Origin of the sequence: Kitasatospora acidiphila (assembly GCF_006636205.1) — a bacterium.
Taxonomy (GTDB): domain Bacteria; phylum Actinomycetota; class Actinomycetes; order Streptomycetales; family Streptomycetaceae; genus Kitasatospora; species Kitasatospora acidiphila.
In genome coordinates, this window is sequence record NZ_VIGB01000003.1 from 2,427,331 (window position 1) to 2,444,047 (window position 16,717).

Consider the following 16,717-nt stretch of genomic DNA (forward strand, 5'->3'; position numbering starts at 1 on the left):
TTCATGACACTCGCCCGTTAACGCCCGCATCCACCGGCGAAATATCGGTTCGAAGACAGTGCCGCCACCGACACGATCACTCAGTTCTGCGGGCACGTGGCTGCGTCATCGGGCTCTTGCTGTGATCCGTCGCAGCGGGATCGGGACCTCCGTCCGGTGGGCCGCGCGCAGAACCCGGAGGGCGCGGCGGTGGGCGGTCGGGGTGAGTCCGGGTAGGTAGAGCGAGTCCAGGAGAAGGCTTCCGTCGTCCGGTCGGGTGAGCGGGAGGGTGAAGCAGCGGCGCTCGTCACTCCTCAGCTCCAGCCCGGCGCGGGCGAGTGCGGCGGGCAGGTGTCGCATGGCCCGGTCGTTTGGGTAGCGCAGGGTGCGCCGGATGGCGAGGAGCAGGGCTGCTGCGAGCGCGTAGTCACCGGCTCGCAGGGGCCCGGTGGCCGGGACGGTCGCGACCAGGAGGCCGCCCCGTCGCAGGACGCGCCGGATCTCGCGGAGGGCTCTGGGAAGCGGGGTGAGCAGCATGAGGGCCATCGAGCAGACGACGGTGTCGATGCTGCCGCTGGCGAGCGGCAGGGCGGTCGCGTCCGCGCGAAGCAGCGGTCCGACGTCGGCAGTGCGGGCGGCGGCCAGCTCGGCCGACGAGCGGTCCACCCCCAGATAGCGGACGGCTGGTGGCAGGACGGCGCACATGGGGGCGCTGCCGCAGGCCAGGTCGAGGAGGACTCCCCCGGCAGGTACGGTCTCGGCCAGCCACTGGTAAGGGGTGGTCCCGTCGGCATGCGCGCGTCGCAGGACAGCCTCGGTGATGCCAGGGTGAGCCTGGTGGAAGACGTCCAGGTAGGCGGCCCAGTCCGCGGCCGTCCGGGTCATTGCGCTGCCTGCGGTTTCTGCGCGACGAGGAGGGCGTAGCCGGCCGTACCGTCGTCGACCGCGCGGGCGGCGTGGGCGGTCAGGGCGAGCGCCCGGTCGAGGTCGACCGGCTCGGCGAAGCCGGGGACGGCAGCTCCAGCGATCCGGAGCGCGCGCAGCCGTGCGTCGATCTGTTCGACCATGCGTCGCAGGGCGTCGTCGTGGCGTTCGGTGCGGACGGTGTGCAGTCCTGCGGCCGTCAAGAGAGCCGCGTACCGCTCCAGCGGGCGGGCGTCGGCCAGGCAGGCCACCCAGCCTGCCAGTTCCGCGAGTTCGGGCGGGAGGTTGCTGGGGGCGAGAGTGACATCGGTGATGCCGACCCGTCCGCCGGGGCGCAGGACGCGGGCGAACTCGAGGGCGGCGGTGGGCTTGTCGGGGAATGTGCAGAACGCGCACTCGCACATCACCGCGTCGAAGGAGCCGTCAGGGAAAGGGAGTTGTTCGGCATCGCCGGTCCGGAAGGTGACCCTCCCCCGGCCTCCGACCGGAGGGACCCCCATGGCGAGCCCCGCCTGTTCGGCGGCTGCGCGGGCGCGGGCCACGGATTGCTCGCCGAGGTCGACGCCTACGACCTCGCAGCCGAACTCGGCGGCCAGCAGGAGCGCGGTGCTGCCCGTTCCGCTGGCCACGTCCAGGACGCGCATGCCGGGCGCGAGTTCGAGCGTGCGGGCGAGGTGGCGGGTGAGTGCCGGGCCGCCCGGATGGAGGCTGGTGCCAAGGAGAGCCGTGACGGCATCGGACTGGTAGGCGCTCGCGCAGCACGCCTTGAGGGTCTGCGGGTCGTCGGGCTGCGGGTTTTCGCGCTGGGGGCCGCTCATCAGAGGGCCTCCCCCGTGTTGTTGCCGGCGCGCCCGGCAGTCTTCCCGCGGTTGCGGGCGGTCTTGGAACCGTGCGGGGAGGGTTCGAGGAGGAGCTGAAGCCCGGTGGCGTTGGGCACGACGTCGGCGACCGGGACGCCGGTGAGCTGTTCGCGGACCTGTTCGCGGTAGCCGACGGAGTTGTAGGCGCAGAAGGGGATGATCCGCCCGTCGGGGGTGAGCATCTCGACGCAGCACTTCATCAGCGTCTTGACGTTGAGGGTGTACGGGTCCTGGAAATCCTGGACGACCAGCATGAAGGCCTTGTCGACGACCGCGCGCAGGGCCTTGGGCAGGTCGATCCCGCAGGTGGCACAGTCCAGTTGGGCCGAGGTGGTGGCGGTGCCGGGGAACGCTGAGGCCGACCACAGCTTCTCCAGTGCTCCGCGAAGCCCGGGTTCGGGCAGAGCGCGGTTGGCGATGTAGTCCAGGTAGTCCTCCAGCTGGACGAGCCGAGTCAGCGGCACGACGTCCGTTCCGTCGGTCAGCAGATAGCTGACGGAGCGGCAGGTGGGGAAGCAGCACGGGACGGGGAAGAAGTCATCGGGCCGTAGCAGGTCGGGGAGTTGGTCGGCGACGGCCTGGATGACGTCGGAGTTGGTGAGACGGGTGAGCGGGTCGAATTCGAGGTGTCGGCCGGAGTGGGTGACGGGTTGCAGGACGACGCCGCGCACGGCCGGGTGTTCGAGGCCGAAGCGGATGATGGCGCCCGCCTCGTGGTCGTTCAGCCCTCGTTCGACGGCGGCGGCGAGCATGACGCGCAGGCCGGCAACGGCGCAGGCGTCCAGGGCCCGCTGCTTGAGTTCGCGCAGGTCCTTGCCGCGGATGGCCAGGTGGGTGGCGGGGGCGAAGCCGTCGAACTGCAGATAGACGATGACGCCGCGCTCGGCCAAGGCGGGTGCGAAGTGCCGGTCGGTCGCGAGGCGGATGCCGTTGGTGTTGAGGACGACGTTGCCGATCGGGCGGGAGCGGGCGGCGTCGATGAAGTCCAGGATGTGCTTGTGGATGCTGGGTTCACCACCGGAGAACATCACCACCTCGGGTTCACCCTCGGCGGCGACATAGGTGTCGAGCATCTTCTCGACCTGGTCAAGGGTGAGCGAGAAGCCGTCGGCCTGATGGCCGGAGTCGGCGAAGCAGATCGGGCAGTCCAGGTTGCAGTCGGAGTTGACCTCGATGATGCCCAGGCAGGCGTGCTGCTTGTGTTCCGGGCACAGGCCGCAGTCGGTCGGGCAGCCGTCCCGCACCTCGGTCTGGAACGCCAGCGGGAGGGTGCCCGGCTTGTTGAACCGCGCGGAGTCCAGGTACTGCTGGGCGTCGCCGTAGACGAGTGCCTCGAACCGGCCGTGCTCCTTGCAGCGTTTGCGCAGGTAGACCTTGTCCTGGCGGATGTTGACCTGGGCGTCGACGACGGCCTTGCAGACCGGGCAGATGCTCTTGGTGAACTCCAGGAACACCTCGTCCCGGTCCGTCTTCTGAGGAGGCGTGACAGGTTCGGTCATCGGGGAGTCCCTTGTTCTGGGTAGCGGTGCGGTCGGAGTTGCTCATCGCAGGACTCCACGCCGCAGCCGCAGCAGGCTGCCCGTGAACACACGGCTGCGGGGGGCCGCCAGCGCACGGTGGACCTCCTCCAATGCGGCGAGCCACGGCCCGTCGGCATGGGTGGGGTACGGGTGGACGGTGGCGGCGAGCCGTCGGGGTGTCCACCGGAGGCGCACGGCGTGGGCGAGTTCGACGATCGCCTCGCCGGCGCGGGGGCCGACGACTGTGGCGCCGAGGATCCTTCCTCGCGGGTCGAGGACGAGCTGGGTGAAGCCGTCGGTGGCGTCCTCGGTGACGGCCCGGTCCATCTCCTCGTGTGCCAGGAGACGAGTGCGGACACCGGGGCCGTGCACACGGGCGGCCTGCTCGGCGGTCGGGCCGACCTGGGCGACCTCCGGGTCGGTGAAGACCACGTACGGCACCGCGCCGTAGTCCAGCCGTGGGCGCAGGCCGAGCAGTGCGCCGAGGACGGCGTCGGCGGCCTGGACTCCGGCGACGTGCGTGTACGGCATCCGACCGGTGACATCGCCCGCAGCGTGGATCCGCGGGTTGGCGGTCCGCAGGCGGGCATCGGCGCGGATCAGACCGCGTTCGTCGGTCAGCACACCGGCCTGTTCCAGCCCGAGCCCGTCGGTGTTCGGCATGCGTCCGGCCGTTACCAGCAGGTGGTCGAACTCCACCGTACGGACGGCACCTTCGGTGTCGGTGAACTCCGCCGTACCAAGCCGGACCGCTCGCAAGGGCCCCTCGGTACGGACCTCGACGCCCTCGGTGGTCAGCCGAGAGGCCAACAGCCCGCCCGCCGCCGCATCCATGGCCGGAAGCAGTCTCCGCTCGGCTTCGAGCAGCGTGACATGGGAGCCGAGCCGGCCGAAAGCCTGAGCGAGTTCGCAGCCGGAGGCACCACCACCGACCACCAGCAGCCGGTCGGGAAGCCTGTCGAGGTCCCAGACGGTGTCGGTGGTCAGCGGAGCGGCGTCCCGCAGCCCCGGCACGGTCGGCAGGGAAGGCCTCGAGCCAGTCGCGATCAGGGCGTGCCGGAAGACGAGCCGCCGCCCCTCGACGTCGACATGGCGCGGCCCGCCGAAGCGTGCAACTCCATGGACAACCTCAACGCCGAGCCGCTCCAGGGCAACCGACGAGTCGTGCGGCTCGATGCGGCCGATGGCCGCGCGAAGGTGCACCGTCACGGCCTGCCAGTCCGCGGGTCCGGTCGCAGCCGGGAGGCCGTAGCGGGCGACTCGCCGGGCGGCGTGGACCTCTGCGGCGGCGTGCAGCAGCGCCTTGCTGGGCACGCAGCCGGTCCACAGGCAGTCCCCGCCCAGCCGGGCGCGTTCGACCAGCGCGACCCGGGCGCCCAGGCCTGCCGCAACCCGTGCCGCAGTCAGCCCGGCGCTACCGCCACCGATCACGACCAGGTCGTATGCCCGGCTCACGGCTGCTTCTCCGGTGTGCCTTCCACCGTGACGCCGTGCCAGAAGGCCACATGGTTCTTGATCCGCCGGGCGAGGAACAGCGGGCGGGGATAGCACCAGGCGGCGTCGGGGTTGGCCAGGCCTTCGACGGTCACCGTGTAGTAGCGGGCGACGCCCTTCCATGGGCACAGCGTTCTGGTGGCGGACTCGGTGAGGTACTCGCGGTGGAGCGACTCGGGCGGGAAGTAGTGGTTGCCCTCGACCACCCTGGTCCGGGCCGTCTCGGCGAGCACCGCGCCGTTCCAGACTGCGCGCATCATGGGGGCTCCACTCCTTCCTCCGGTCCATGCGCGGTCGGCAGGCGCTCGCCACGTCGGGCGCCGCAGGCCGACCGTGGCGCCGGCCGATCCGTTCATCATGGCGTCGGCGCCCCTGACCAGGGTGGAGATCATCAACAGCGGCGTGTTGGCGGGCTACGCACCAATGCGAACATGAGGAGGAGTGAACACCCACACGACAGCAGCGAAGCGCGACGAAGTCGTCGTGTACTGGCAGGCCGGCTGCGCACAGTGCGCGCTGCTGCAGCTCGGGCTCCGCCGCACCCGTCTGCCCTTCAGGCCGGTCGGCATCTGGAAAGACCAGCAGGCGGCGGCGTTCGTCCGATCGGTGGCCCACGGCCACGAGACCGTGACCGTCGCGGGCGTGGCCCTGGTCGCCCCGCACAGTGGCGGCGACTGCTTCGCACAGGGCGCGACAGGAGGTGAACACGCCATGGGCACCGGCTGTGTCGGCTACCTCGTGGCCTTCGCGGGCGGCCCGACGATGCCCCGGGAAGCGCGAACCGCCGCACAGCGAACCCACCAGGCTCCGTGGCGCGGCCGCCGACAGCCCACGCGGGCGACCGTCACTGCAGCAGAGCGGCGCCCGGACGAATCGGTTCAAGCCCCTGCTCTGGCAAGCCCGGATCCGGCTCATCCCCGGTAGCTCTCGGATTGGGCCAGCACACGGGGGCCGGGCCGACTCGCACTGTGCCGTCGTCCTGGGCGAGGCGGAGGAACAGCTCGTGCTCGGGTTGCCGCTCGCCCTGGTCGACCGTCCAGCGAGCGGCGCGGAGGAGTTCTTCCTGTGTCACGCCCGCGGCCTGCGCGAGGGACTCGAGGTCGTAGGGGGTTCGCAGGCGACTGAGCCAGGTGGCTGCCCTCGCCACCTGGCCGGCCCACAGCTCTTCCTCGATGAACGGCCGACGCCTGTACCGCTCCACGAGAACGGCGAGATGCACGCGGCCACAGGCCACCAGGAAACGCTGTCCGTCGAACCTCTGGTCAGTGCTGTGAATGAACGAGGAATCCACGACCAAGGCGAAGATCTCAGGATCATTGGTGGGAGGGCCACCGCACAGGTCGCATGGGCGGGGCACCTCCGGATTCGGGGCGTCGTCGTGCGCCTCGACCGTGTCGGCAGCCATGTCTCTGGTGTAGTCGGGCCCGGCCGGATGAGCCCGCCAGGCGACGCATCCGGGTGCCGGCGCGCGGAACAGCCGTGGGAGGTACTCACCCGCGAACCGCCCTGACCCGGTGCACCGGATCCGCGTCAAACCGACGCCGCCACGGCATGCCCTGATCGGCAATCGCGGACCGGGCGGGCAGCTCCGCCGCCACAGCCCCCGCCCCGACGGCGCGGATGGTGTTCTGCGCCGCGGGTGCAGCCAGGACAGCGGACTGAGCATCGTCCCGATGAACGTGGATGGCACGCAGGGGCTATAGCAGGACCGAGCGGACCGCCTCCGGTGTCCGGCCGACGACGGCGGTGTGATCGTCGGCGGTGATGATCGGCCGCTGGATCAGGATCGGTTGGGCGGCCAGGGCCGCGATCCACCGGTTGCGGCTGTCGCTGTCGCGCTCCCAGCCATCAAGACCCAGCTCGGAAGCGATCGGTTCGCCGGTGCGGGCGATGTCCCAGGGCTCCAGGCCAAGCCGGTGCAGGACCTCGTCGAGCTCTGCGGCGGTCGGCGGGTCGTCCAGGTAGCGCCGCACGGTGTACTGCGCGCCCTCCTCGTCGAGCAGCGACAACGCGGAACTGCACTTGGAACAGGCGGGATTGATCCAGATTTCCATTGACCTCGGTCTTTCGGATGCGGGCTGGTCGGCGGGGCCGCCGGTGGTGGTCAGGAGGCGACGCCTGTCAGGGCGAGGAACTCGGCCCGGGAGCGCGCGTCGTGGCGCAGCACTCCGAGGAGGGTGGAGGTCATGGTGGTCGATCCGGTGGCCTGGACACCGCGCAGGGTCATGCACGTGTGCTCGGCTTCGATGACCACGCCGACGCCCTTCGGATCGAGTTGGGCCTGGAGCCAGTCAGCGACCTGTTTGGTGAGGCGTTCTTGCACCTGGGGGCGGCAGGCGAAGTACTCGACGACGCGGGCGAGTTTGGACAGGCCCAGGATGCGGGTTCCGGGGAGGTAGCCGACGTGGGCGGTGCCGACGAACGGTAGCAGGTGGTGTTCGCAGACCGACCGCACGGGGATGGCGCGGGCGAGGACGAGTTCGTCGTAGCCCTCGTCGTTGGGGAATGTGGTCAGGTCGAACGGCCTGGGGCTGAACAGTTCTGCGTAGGCGCGGGCCATCCTGCCCGGCGTGCCCCGCATGCTCTCGGTGTCGATGCGTACGCCCAGCGCTCGCAGGAACTGTCCGGCGGCCTCTTCTGCCGCACCAAGGTCGATGCCGTCGACCTCGTGCATCACCCGCAGCGCGGCGGGCAGGCGTATCTCCTCCGCCGCGTCGGCCGGGGGTACGAGGGAGGCGGGGAAGTGCTGGTGCTGGGTCATGTCACTTGCCGCCGATACCGAGCGGGGCCGCCCAGGCGCCGATCGGCACCGCGACCAGGATGGGATGGAACGGGTGTCCGCACGGCCCGGGGAGCAGCGCGCTCACCGGTCGCGTCGCCTGGTGCTGCAGCTCACTCGACATGGCCGGGCCTCCATGGACAGTATTTCACCAACAAGTATTGGTGTTATTCGAGAGCGAGGTCAAGTACCACAGGAAACGGCCGGCCGGCCAGGGTTACACGTACACAGGTCGGCGTTATTGTTGAAGGGTGGCTTCCGATGATCTGCTCTCGCCCGAGTCGTCCGGCATCGCCGGCGTCGAGGCGGCCTCGGTCCTCGCGGACGAGCAGCGGCGCAGGATGTACGGCTTCGTTCGGCGCGCCCGACGGCCCGTCACCCGTGAGGAGGCGGCCGCCGAGGTCGGGATCTCGGCCAAGCTCGCCGCCTTCCACCTCGACAAGCTGGTCGCGGCCGGGCTGCTGCACGCCCGTTACGAGAGCCCCGGCGGCATCCGAAGGGTCGGCCGCAAGCCGAAGGTCTACGAGCCGACCGAGGCGGACATCCGCATCAGCATCCCCGAGCGCCGCCCCGACATCCTGGCTGAGATCCTGATCGACTCCGTCCTCACCCATGAACCCGGCGAGGAGGCGCGCGCCGCCGCACTGCGCACCGCCCGCCGGCACGGCGAGGAAGTCGGAGCCGCCGAACGCACCCGCACCCGCCCGGGCCGGCTCGGCCCCCAACGGTCCCTCACCCTCAGCGAGGCCATGCTCGAGGAACACGGCTTCGAACCGGACCGCCAGGCACCCACCGAACTGCGGCTACTCAACTGCCCCTTCCACCCCCTTGCCGCCCGCTCCCCCGAGCTGGTGTGCGGGATCAACCACGCCTTCCTCTGCGGCTTCCTCGCCGGCCTGGAAACCCACGGCATCGACGCTGTCCTGGCGCCCCGGCCCGGTCAGTGCTGCGTCGAACTACGCGCCGCCGCCTCCGACAACGACAAGCCCCCGGCGGGCGGCGACGGCGGCTGCGCGAAACACCTCGAAAGCCCAACTGCGGAGACGGACGAGGGCCCCACCCCGTAGCCGCGACAGCTCGGCGGCGACGGACGCAGGAGATCATGAGTGAGAACCTGGATCGCCTGGTCGCCGAGGGCGTCGCCATCTGGCTGGACACCCTGAGCCGGCAGCGCCTTGTGACCGGCGGCCTCGCTCTCCGTCTGCTTCTTCTACGGGGCGTTCGCGGCCAAGATGGTGTTCGTCCGTTCCCGGCGGATGGCGGACTGGCTACTGCCGCTGGCAAGCGTGTGCCGTTCGGAAACTCATCGCTGCTGCTCGCAGTGGATCTGGCGAGCCGTCACGCCTCCTGGAACTCTGTCCGAGTGATCGTCTCACTGGTGTACAAGGTGGCGCGCAAGGCTGCTCGCGGTTCCGGCAGTACTGCTGCGTCGGGACGCGGCCAAGGACGCCGAACTACTGGTGCTGCGGCATGAGAACGCGGTACTGCGCAGGCAACTCACCGCGCCAGTGCGGTACGAGCCGGCGGACCGGCTGTGGTTCGCGGCGCTGTCGTCGCTGATCCCCCGACGCCGGTGGGCGCAGGTGTTTCCGGTGACGCCCGGGACACTGCTCGCGTGGCACCGCAGGCTGGTCGCCCGGAAGTGGGACTACAGCAAGCAGCGGGGCAGTGGAAGGTGCGGCCGATCACGTCGAGCTGCTGCTCGCGGGTGAGTCGGACGAAGTTGACCGCGTAGCCGCTGACCCGGATGGTCAACTGCTGGTACTTCTCGGGGTGTTCCATGGCGTCGAGCAGGGTGTCGCGGCCCAGGACGTTGACGTTCATGTGGAAGCCGTGGCAGGCGGTGTAGCCGTCGAGGACGCCGACCAGGTTGGTGATCCGCTCCTCCTCGGTGCGGCCGAGCGCGTCGGGGGTGACGGTGTTGGTGAGGGAGATGCCGTCCTCGGCCTGCTCGTAGGGGAGTTTGGCCACGGAGAGGGCGGCGGCGACGTAGCCGTGGCGGTCGCGGCCGTTCATCGGGTTGGCGCCCGGGGAGAACGGCTCGCCGGCCTTGCGGCCGTCCGGGGTGGCGCCGGTCTTCTTGCCGTAGACGACGTTGGAGGTGATGGTCAGCACGGACTGGGTGTGCTCGGCGCCGCGGTAGGCGGGTTGCTTGCGGACCTTGTCCATGAACTCCTCGACCAGCCGCACCGCGATGGCATCCGCCCGGTCGTCGTTGTTGCCGTAGGCCGGGTACTCGGCCTCGACGAGGTAGTCGACAGCGAGGCCGGTGTCGTCGCGCACCGGGCGGACGGTCGCGTGCTTGATGGCGGAGAGCGAGTCGGCCGCCACCGCGAGGCCGGCGATGCCGCAGGCCAGGGTGCGCCGGACGTCGCGGTCGTGCAGGGCCATCTCCAGACGCTCGTAGGCGTACTTGTCGTGCATGTAGTGGATGACGTCCAGCGCGTGGACGTAGGTGGCGGCCAGCCAGTCGAGCTGCTGGTCGAGTGTGGCGAGCACCTCCTCGTAGTCGATGACGTCGCTGGTGATCGGAGCGGTGGCGGGGCCGACCTGGGTGCGTGGCTCCAGGTTGTCGAAGATCAGCCGGATGCCCTGCAGGGCGAGGCCGTCGGTGAAGTCGTTGGCGTAGACCGAGACGTAGGTCTCGATGCAGTGGGTGAGGGCGTCGAAGCCGGTGTCGGCGGTGACGTCCTTGGGCAGGCGGGTGGTGAGCGCCGGGTCGACGATGGCCACGCTCGGGGTGAGCGCGTAGTCGGCGAGCGGGTACTTCTGGCCGGTGGCGGTGTCGGTGATCACCGCGAACGGGGTGACCTCGGCTCCGGTGCCGGAGGTGGTCGGGATGCACACCAGCTTCGCCAGTTCACCCAGGTCGGGGAAAGTGAAGGCGCGCTTGCGGATGTCGAAGAACTTCTCCTTCAGGTCGGCGAAGTCGACCTCCGGGTGCTCGTACATCAGCCACATCACCTTGGCGGCGTCCATCGGCGAGCCGCCGCCGAGCGCGACGATGGTGTCGGGGCGGAAGTCGCGCATGAGCTCGGCGCCCCGCCGTACGGTGTCGATGCTCGGGTTGGGCTCGACGAAGTCGACGACCCGGACCTCGACCGGGTCGCGTCGGCGGTCCAGGATTCCCCGGACCCGTTCCAGGTGGCCGATCTCCACCATGGTCCGGTCGGTCACGATGACGATCCGGTGCGCGTTCGGCATGCTCGCCAGGTACTTGATGCTGTTGCGCTCGAAGTAGATCTTCGGCGGGACCTTGAACCACTGCATGTTGGTGTTGCGCCGCCCGATCCGCTTGATGTTCAGCAGGTTCAGTGCCGAGACGTTCCCGGCCACGGAGTTGTGCCCGTAGGAGCCGCAGCCCAGCGTCAGCGAGGGGGTGAATGCGTTGTAGATGTCGCCGATGCCGCCCTGCGAACTGGGCGCGTTCCAGATGATCCGGCACGCCTTGACCGCATGACCGAACTCCTCGACGAACGCCGCGTCCTCCCGCCGCCGAGTGCCCCAGCCCGTTGAACTCCACCATCGCCGCGGCCAGTTCGACGCCCTCGCGGCGCGAGGCCGCGGTCAGCACGGCCAGCACCGGGCAGAGCTTCTCCCGAGTCAGCGCCTCCGATGGCCCGACCCGCTCGACGTCCACCAGGATCACCGAGGTGTCGCCCGGCACCTCGAACCCGGCCGCCGCGGCGATCTCGTGGGCGCTGCGGCCCACCGCGTCGGCGTTCAGCCGCTCGCCCGCGCAGGAGGAGCCCCCGTCGTCGGCGGGGAACAGGTACCGCTCCAGCAGCTCCTTCTCCTCGGCGCTCGCATGATGCGCCTTCAAGGTGCGGAACTCGGCGAGCGCCGCGTCGCGGATCTCCGCGTCCAGGATGACGGCCTGCTCGGAGGCGCAGATCATGCCGTTGTCGAAGTTCTTCGACAGCACGATGTCGTTGACGGCCCGCTTCAGGTCGGCGCTCTTCTCGAGGTAGGCGGGGACGTTGCCGGCGCCGACGCCGAGGGCAGGCTTGCCGCAGGAGTACGCGGCCCGCACCATCGCGTTGCCGCCGGTGGCCAGGAAGGTAGCCACATCCGGGTGGTTCATCAGAACGTGGGTGGCCGCCATCGACGGCTCCTCGATCCACTGAATGCAGGACGCGGGTGCTCCGGCCGCCACCGCGGCGTCCCGCACGATCCGGGCCGCCTCCGCCGAGCAGCGCTGAGCCGAGGGGTGGAAGGCGAACACGATCGGATTGCGGGTCTTCAGCGCCAGCAGGCACTTGAAGATCGTGGTGGAGGTGGGGTTGGTGACCGGGATGATGCCGGCGACCACGCCGACCGGCTCGGCGATCTCCACGATCCCGTCGATCTCGTCACGGCGCACCACTCCGACGGTCTTCGTCCGGGCCATCACGTGAGTGACGTTCTCGCAGGCGAAGACGTTCTTGACGGCCTTGTCCTCGAACAGGCCGCGCCCGGTCTCCTCGACTGCCAGCGCGGCGAGGCCGGTGTGCTGGGCCAGTGCGGCCAGGGACGCCTTCTTGACGATGTGGTCGACCTGCTCCTGGGTGAAGTCGGCGTACTCCCGAAGAGCCGTCAGAGCGTCGGCGACCAGGGCGTCGACAGCGGTGGTGCCGGCCGGGGCGGGGGCGGCAGGATTCGGTTCCTCGGCCTGCGGGCGGCGGGGCATGGCGGGACCACCTTTCGGTTCGTCATCCGGGGATCGTGCGCTGGCGGGCTCGCTCGCGCCTGACCCACAGCCTTCCCGAGCAACGCCGTACAGGGAGGCGGCCGTTGGGGTACGCCTGCGGGCCGAAGGTCCCGGCTGGGGTCACCACGCCCCGGGGGCCGGACATGCCGGTGGCCGTGGCGGGACCGGGTGTCGGTCCTGCCACGGCCACGATGGCCTTGCGGGTCAGTCGTGCGGCACCACCGCGACCGGGCTGTGCGTGTGGTGCAGCACTGTGTGGGCCACGGCGCCCAGTCCGGGCACGGCCGGCCGGATCTTCGGGGTCCGCCGGCCCACCACCACCAACGAAGCGCTGCGGGAGGCCTCCACCAGTGCCCGCCCGGCCGGCCAGCCAGTCACCCCGGCCTCGACGCGCACCTCGGGGAACTTCTCCCGCCAAGGTGCCAGCGCGTCCTGGAGCCGGACCAGCGCTTCCGCTGCCAAGGCGTCCGTGATCTCCGGCGGGTCCACCGGAGCCGCCGTCACGTACCGCCCGGTGGGCAGGTTCCGGCTCTCCAACGCCCGCAGCTTCGCCCCCCGTTCGGCGGCCTGCTCGAAGGCGAAGGCGAGTACCTCGGCACAGGGCCGGGTGCTGTCCACCCCCACCACCACGTCGGACTGCACACCGCCGTCGCCGTCCGTGCCCGCCCGGACCAGAACCACCGGGCAGGCGGCGTGCGCCGCCGCACGCAGCGCGACCGACCCGACCAGCAGTCCGGTGAGCCCGCCGAGCCCGCGGGAGCCGATCACCAGCAGACCCTCCCGGTCCCCGGCAGCGACCAATGCGTAGGCCGGGTGGCCGGGCACGTGCTTGCAGGAGATCTGCAGGCCCGGCAGCACCTCAGCGAGGCGGTCCCGCAGTTCGAGCACCGGCCGGGGCAGCGACTGCACCAGGTCCATAGGCTCCGCCGACAGCGCCGGCTCCACTCCACCGGCGTGGATCATCCGCAGCACCCGGCCGCTCCGGTGGGCCTGGTAGGCCGCCCACTCGGCCGCCGCCGCGCTCTGCGCCGATCCGTCGACTCCCACCACCACAGCGTGAGACATGGTCACGACCTCCTTCGTTTCTGCGGTCGCGGCACCGATGCGCGCGACCTCGTGTCTGACGGACAGGCTCGCGCCTGGCGAAGGGCCTGCCACAGAGGCCGAGCAGCCCCTGACCGGTTCCGAAGGTCCCGGTCAGGGGCTGTACTCATGCCTCGGGGACGACCGCAACCGGGCAGTCGGCGTGGTGCAGGACGGCGTGGGCCACCGGGCCGAGCAGGCCGACCCGATCCGCCGGGTGGCGGCCGAGCACCAGCAGCCGTGCCTTGGCCGACGCCTCCACCAGCGCCGGGCCAGGTGCGGTGCCCTCGGTGTCCGCGATCACCTCGACCTGCGGATGGGCCGCCTTCCAGGGCTCCAGGATTCGGGCGAGCAGCACGCTCTCACCGTGGTGGCCCTCGCCCGCTCCCACCGGCCCCGCCCCGGCATGCACGACCCGCAGCGGCAGGCCGTAGCTCTGCGCGGCCAGGAAGGCGAAGAGCAGCGCCGCCTCGGCCGGGCGGCGGGCGTCCAGCCCGACCACTACCTGCTCGCGCGGATGCGCGCCCGGGCCGTTCGCCGGGAGCAGCACCGTGGGGCTGCCCGCCCGGGCGGCGATGTGCAGCGCGGTGGAGCCGACGCGAAGCTCCGGGAAGCCGCCGCTGCCGCGTGCCCCGAGCACCAGCAGCTCGGCATCCTCCCCTGCGGCGACCAGCGCCGAGGTGACGGCATCGTGGACCTCGTCGGTGCGGACCAGCAACTGCGGGTGGCGCACCGCGAGGACGTGCCGGACCTCGTGGAGCAGGTCACCGGCGGGCCGGGTCTGCCGGCTCCAGCTGGGGAGCAGGTGCGGCATCAGGGGCAGGGCGTGCAGCACGCGCAGCGGGCGGCCGCGCAGCAGCGCCTCGCGTGCGGCCCAGTCGGCGGCCGCCAGGCTGGCGTCGGAGCCGTCGACGCCGACAGTTACGGGCAGGTCCATGGTGATCGTCTCCTTCGGGTGGGGCGCCTTTCGGTCCGGGTCAGTTGCCGGGCTTCCAGTCGGCGATCTCGGGCAGGTCGGTGCCGTGTTCGCGGATCCAGTCGTGGTGCCGGCTGCGCTGGTCGGCCATCTGCTGGCGGACGGCGGCGGCTCGGACGGCGAGGCCGGGGACGCGGTCGATGACGTCCATCACCAGCCGGTAGCGGTCGAGGTCGTTGCGGACGACCATGTCGAAGGGCGTGGTGGTGGTGCCGGACTCCTTGTATCCGCGTACGTGCAGGTGCGGGTGGACGGTGCGGCGGTAGGCGAGGCGGTGGATCAGCCAGGGGTAGCCGTGGTAGGCGAAGACCACCGGCTTGTCGCGGGTGAACAGGGCGTCGAACTCGGCGTCGGGCATGCCGTGCGGGTGCTCCTCGGCGGGCATCAGCCGGGCCAGGTCGACCACGTTCACCACGCGTACCCGCAGGTCCGGCAGGTGGTGGCGCAGCAGCTGTGCGGCGGCGATCACCTCCTGGGTCGGTACGTCACCGGCGCAGGCGAGCACCACGTCCGGCTCGCCGCTGGCGTCGTCGGTGCCGGCCCACTCCCAGACGCCGGCCCCGCGGGCGCAGTGGGCGCGAGCCTCCTCCAGGCTCAGCCAGTCGAAGCAGGGCTGCTTGCCGGCCACGACGACGTTGACGTAGTCGCGGCTGCGCAGCACGTGGTCGGCGGTGGCGAGCAGGGTGTTGGCGTCCGGCGGGAAGTAGACGCGCACGGCTTCGGGGCTCTTGCTGAGGACGTGGTCGACGAAGCCGGGGTCCTGGTGGGAGAAGCCGTTGTGGTCCTGGCGCCAGACGTGCGAGGTGAGCAGGTAGTTGAGGGAGGCGATCGGGGCGCGCCAGGGGATCTGCCGGGTGGTGCGCAGCCACTTGATGTGCTGGTTGACCATCGAGTCGACAATGTGGACGAACGCCTCGTAGCAGGAGAAGAGGCCGTGGCGGCCGGTCAGCAGGTAGCCCTCCAGCCAGCCCTGGCAGGTGTGTTCGGAGAGGATCTCCAGGACCCGGCCGTCGCGGGCCAGGTGCTCGTCGACCGGCAGGGTGTCAGCCTGCCATGCCTTGCCGGTGGCGGCGTAGACGGCCTGGAGGCGGTTGGAGGCGGTCTCGTCCGGTCCGACGATCCTGAAGTCGCGGCGCTGCGCGGTGTCGGCCATCACCTGTTCGAGCAGGTCGCCCAGCACGCGGGTGGGTTCGTGGAGGGTGGCTCCGGGCTTGTCGACCGGGACGGCGTAGCGCTCCAGGGCGGGCAAGGGAAGCTCGCGCAGCACCAGGCCGCCGTTGGCGTGCGGGTTGGCGCCGAGACGGCGCTGTCCGTCGGGGACGCAGGCGAGGACCGGTGCGGTGGGCTGCCCGTGCTCGTCGAACAGTTCCTCGGGGCGGTAGGAGCGCAGCCATGCCTCCAGCTGGGCGAGGTGGGCGGGGTTGGTGCGGACCTGGTCGAGCGGCACCTGGTGGGCCCGCCAGGTGCCCTCCACCGGGACACCGTCCACCTCGTGCGGGCCGGTCCAGCCCTTGGGGGTGCGCAACACGATCATCGGCCAGTGCGGGCGCCGGGTGGAGCCGTCGGTGCGGGCCTCGTACTGGATCGTGGCGATCTTGTCGAGGGCGGTGTCCATGGCGGCGGCCATCGCGCGGTGAACGGCCATCGGGTCCGCGCCGGTGACGTACAGCGGGTCGTGGCCGTAGCCGCGCAGCAGGGCGTCGAGTTCGGCTTCGGGCAGGCGGGAGAGCACCGTCGGGTTGGCGATCTTGTAGCCGTTGAGGTGCAGGACCGGCAGTACCGCGCCGTCGTGCACCGGGTCGAGGAACTTGTCACTGTGCCAGGAGGCTGCCAGCGGTCCGGTCTCGGCCTCGCCGTCGCCGATCACGCAGGCGACCAGCAGGGCGGGGTTGTCGAAGGCGGCCCCGTAGGCGTGCGAGAGGGCGTAGCCGAGTTCGCCGCCCTCGTGGATGGAGCCGGGTGTCTCGGGGGCGACATGGCTGGGCACGCCGCCGGGGAAGGAGAACTGCCGGAACAGCTTCGCCATGCCCTCGGCGTCCCGGGTGACGGACGGATAGGTGTCGGTGTAGCTGCCGTCCAGCCAGGAGCCGGCCAGCACTGCCGGGCCGCCATGGCCTGGGCCCCAGACGCAGACGGTGTCCAGGTCACGCCCGGAGATCACCCGGTTGAGGTGGGTGTACACGAGGTTCAGGCCCGGCGAGGTCCCCCAGTGGCCCAGCAGCCGCGGCTTGATGTGCTCCGGGCGCAGCGGCTCGCGCAGCAGCGGGTTGGCCATCAGGTAGATCTGACCGGCCGCCAGGTAGTTGGCGGCCCGCCAGTGGGCATCGAGCGCCCGCAATTCGGCCTCGCTCGGCTCTGCGGGCGTTGAAGCGGCGGTGACGGTCATGGCGGCGGTCTCCTCGGGAATCGGTC

The 16,717-nt window shown here is 70.9% G+C and carries 16 protein-coding genes and 1 pseudogene; 3 read left to right on the plus strand and 14 right to left on the minus strand.

Annotated features, from left to right (window positions below):
- Positions 1-105: 105 nt before the first annotated feature.
- From E6W39_RS11675 to E6W39_RS39275, 9 genes are all read right to left on the minus strand, one after another.
- Positions 106-864 (minus strand): class I SAM-dependent methyltransferase, encoded by a 759-nt coding sequence (locus tag E6W39_RS11675; protein ID WP_141633485.1) that lies wholly within the window; start codon positions 862-864, stop codon positions 106-108.
- The gene (locus tag E6W39_RS11680; RefSeq protein ID WP_141633486.1) at positions 861-1,721 is read right to left on the minus strand and encodes a class I SAM-dependent methyltransferase; all 861 of its coding nucleotides are present in this window, start codon (positions 1,719-1,721) and stop codon (positions 861-863) included. The genes E6W39_RS11675 and E6W39_RS11680 overlap by 4 nt, the downstream gene beginning before the upstream one ends.
- Positions 1,721-3,262 (minus strand): radical SAM protein, encoded by a 1,542-nt coding sequence (locus E6W39_RS11685; protein ID WP_141633487.1) that lies wholly within the window; start codon positions 3,260-3,262, stop codon positions 1,721-1,723. The genes E6W39_RS11680 and E6W39_RS11685 overlap by 1 nt, the downstream gene beginning before the upstream one ends.
- Positions 3,263-3,304: 42 nt before the next feature.
- The gene (locus E6W39_RS11690) at positions 3,305-4,738 is read right to left on the minus strand and encodes a dihydrolipoyl dehydrogenase family protein (protein ID WP_228718100.1); all 1,434 of its coding nucleotides are present in this window, start codon (positions 4,736-4,738) and stop codon (positions 3,305-3,307) included.
- Positions 4,735-5,037 carry a DUF427 domain-containing protein gene (locus E6W39_RS41415; RefSeq protein ID WP_228718101.1) on the minus strand — a complete coding sequence of 101 codons (303 nt, stop codon included), beginning with the start codon at positions 5,035-5,037 and terminating at the stop codon, positions 4,735-4,737. Before E6W39_RS41415 ends, E6W39_RS11690 begins: the two co-directional genes overlap by 4 nt.
- Positions 5,038-5,621: 584 nt before the next feature.
- The gene (locus tag E6W39_RS11700; protein WP_141633490.1) at positions 5,622-6,182 is read right to left on the minus strand and encodes a hypothetical protein; all 561 of its coding nucleotides are present in this window, start codon (positions 6,180-6,182) and stop codon (positions 5,622-5,624) included.
- Positions 6,183-6,474: 292 nt separating this feature from the next.
- A complete protein-coding gene (locus tag E6W39_RS11705) occupies positions 6,475-6,831 on the minus strand; it encodes an arsenate reductase family protein (RefSeq protein WP_141633491.1) in 357 nt (118 codons plus the stop codon).
- A 50-nt stretch (positions 6,832-6,881) separates the two neighbouring features.
- The gene (folE, locus tag E6W39_RS11710) at positions 6,882-7,451 is read right to left on the minus strand and encodes a GTP cyclohydrolase I FolE (RefSeq protein ID WP_228718652.1); all 570 of its coding nucleotides are present in this window, start codon (positions 7,449-7,451) and stop codon (positions 6,882-6,884) included.
- Positions 7,452-7,539: 88 nt separating this feature from the next.
- The gene (locus E6W39_RS39275; RefSeq protein WP_181799751.1) at positions 7,540-7,680 is read right to left on the minus strand and encodes a hypothetical protein; all 141 of its coding nucleotides are present in this window, start codon (positions 7,678-7,680) and stop codon (positions 7,540-7,542) included.
- A gap of 127 nt (positions 7,681-7,807) precedes the next feature.
- On the opposite strand from E6W39_RS39275, the gene E6W39_RS11715 reads away from it, so the two are divergent.
- Together E6W39_RS11715 and E6W39_RS44525 are read left to right on the plus strand one after the other, a co-directional pair.
- Complete coding sequence (locus E6W39_RS11715; protein ID WP_228718102.1) at positions 7,808-8,623, plus strand: helix-turn-helix transcriptional regulator; 816 nt, start codon at positions 7,808-7,810, stop codon at positions 8,621-8,623.
- 35 nt (positions 8,624-8,658) lie between these two features.
- Positions 8,659-9,030 (plus strand): hypothetical protein, encoded by a 372-nt coding sequence (locus E6W39_RS44525; protein ID WP_141633493.1) that lies wholly within the window; start codon positions 8,659-8,661, stop codon positions 9,028-9,030.
- A gap of 23 nt (positions 9,031-9,053) precedes the next feature.
- On the opposite strand, the gene E6W39_RS43465 is transcribed toward E6W39_RS44525, so the two are convergent.
- On the minus strand, positions 9,054-10,892 hold the full coding sequence (locus E6W39_RS43465) for an iron-containing alcohol dehydrogenase (protein ID WP_323809007.1): 1,839 nt from the start codon (positions 10,890-10,892) through the stop codon (positions 9,054-9,056).
- 176 nt (positions 10,893-11,068) lie between these two features.
- Between E6W39_RS43465 and E6W39_RS43470 the strand changes: the two genes are divergently transcribed.
- The gene (locus tag E6W39_RS43470; protein ID WP_323809174.1) at positions 11,069-11,368 is read left to right on the plus strand and encodes a hypothetical protein; all 300 of its coding nucleotides are present in this window, start codon (positions 11,069-11,071) and stop codon (positions 11,366-11,368) included.
- 74 nt (positions 11,369-11,442) lie between these two features.
- Here E6W39_RS43470 and E6W39_RS43475 read toward each other — a convergent pair.
- From E6W39_RS43475 to E6W39_RS11740, 4 genes and pseudogenes are all read right to left on the minus strand, one after another.
- Positions 11,443-12,225, minus strand: a pseudogene (locus E6W39_RS43475) (aldehyde dehydrogenase family protein); the annotation flags it as partial.
- A 225-nt stretch (positions 12,226-12,450) separates the two neighbouring features.
- A complete protein-coding gene (locus E6W39_RS11730) occupies positions 12,451-13,311 on the minus strand; it encodes a universal stress protein (RefSeq protein ID WP_220140203.1) in 861 nt (286 codons plus the stop codon).
- A 145-nt stretch (positions 13,312-13,456) separates the two neighbouring features.
- Positions 13,457-14,266 (minus strand): universal stress protein, encoded by an 810-nt coding sequence (locus E6W39_RS11735; protein ID WP_141633494.1) that lies wholly within the window; start codon positions 14,264-14,266, stop codon positions 13,457-13,459.
- 40 nt (positions 14,267-14,306) lie between these two features.
- Positions 14,307-16,691 carry a phosphoketolase family protein gene (locus E6W39_RS11740; protein ID WP_141633495.1) on the minus strand — a complete coding sequence of 795 codons (2,385 nt, stop codon included), beginning with the start codon at positions 16,689-16,691 and terminating at the stop codon, positions 14,307-14,309.
- Between the last annotated feature and the right edge of the window lie 26 nt (positions 16,692-16,717).

What these genes read in the sequence shown, in the direction of transcription:
- folE (WP_228718652.1), bottom strand. Translation starts at nt 7,451, where the DNA reads ATGCACGAGGTCGACGGCATCGACCTTGGTGCGGCAGAAGAGGCCGCC.
- E6W39_RS11735 (WP_141633494.1), bottom strand. Translation starts at nt 14,266, where the DNA reads ATGGACCTGCCCGTAACTGTCGGCGTCGACGGCTCCGACGCCAGCCTG.
- E6W39_RS11730 (WP_220140203.1), bottom strand. Translation starts at nt 13,311, where the DNA reads ATGTCTCACGCTGTGGTGGTGGGAGTCGACGGATCGGCGCAGAGCGCG.
- E6W39_RS11740 (WP_141633495.1), bottom strand. Translation starts at nt 16,691, where the DNA reads ATGACCGTCACCGCCGCTTCAACGCCCGCAGAGCCGAGCGAGGCCGAA.
- E6W39_RS11705 (WP_141633491.1), bottom strand. Translation starts at nt 6,831, where the DNA reads ATGGAAATCTGGATCAATCCCGCCTGTTCCAAGTGCAGTTCCGCGTTG.
- E6W39_RS41415 (WP_228718101.1), bottom strand. Translation starts at nt 5,037, where the DNA reads ATGATGCGCGCAGTCTGGAACGGCGCGGTGCTCGCCGAGACGGCCCGG.
- E6W39_RS11675 (WP_141633485.1), bottom strand. Translation starts at nt 864, where the DNA reads ATGACCCGGACGGCCGCGGACTGGGCCGCCTACCTGGACGTCTTCCAC.
- E6W39_RS11685 (WP_141633487.1), bottom strand. Translation starts at nt 3,262, where the DNA reads ATGACCGAACCTGTCACGCCTCCTCAGAAGACGGACCGGGACGAGGTG.
- E6W39_RS39275 (WP_181799751.1), bottom strand. Translation starts at nt 7,680, where the DNA reads ATGTCGAGTGAGCTGCAGCACCAGGCGACGCGACCGGTGAGCGCGCTG.
- E6W39_RS44525 (WP_141633493.1), top strand. Translation starts at nt 8,659, where the DNA reads ATGAGTGAGAACCTGGATCGCCTGGTCGCCGAGGGCGTCGCCATCTGG.
- E6W39_RS11680 (WP_141633486.1), bottom strand. Translation starts at nt 1,721, where the DNA reads ATGAGCGGCCCCCAGCGCGAAAACCCGCAGCCCGACGACCCGCAGACC.
- E6W39_RS11700 (WP_141633490.1), bottom strand. Translation starts at nt 6,182, where the DNA reads ATGGCTGCCGACACGGTCGAGGCGCACGACGACGCCCCGAATCCGGAG.